Source organism: Phormidium sp. CCY1219, from assembly GCF_035615515.1.
Classification (GTDB): Bacteria; Cyanobacteriota; Cyanobacteriia; order Cyanobacteriales; family Laspinemataceae; genus CCY1219.
This window is the reverse complement of record NZ_JAJENT010000576.1, coordinates 1-235: the sequence shown is the minus strand read 5'-3', so window position 1 is coordinate 235 and position 235 is coordinate 1. Positions and strand designations below refer to the sequence as shown.

Genomic DNA, 235 nt, shown 5'->3' with positions numbered 1-235 from the left:
CTGCTTATTTGCGTTGGCGAGAAGAAGCCGTACAAGAAGGACGCCAAGAAGGACTGCAAGAAGGACGCCAAGAAGGACTGCAAGAAGGACGCCAAGAAGGACTGCAAGAAGGACGCCAAGAAGGATTGCAAGAAGGACGCCAAGAAGAACGGAGAGAAATGATAGAAAACTTGCTCCAGGTTCGATTTGGCCAGATGGATAATGAATTATCATCAGTAATTGAGCCACTGTTGCA

General features: G+C 47.7%; 1 pseudogene. It reads left to right on the top strand.

Going from position 1 to position 235, the window contains the following annotated elements:
- Positions 1 to 235: pseudogene (locus LKK83_RS16095) on the top strand (hypothetical protein); the annotation flags it as partial.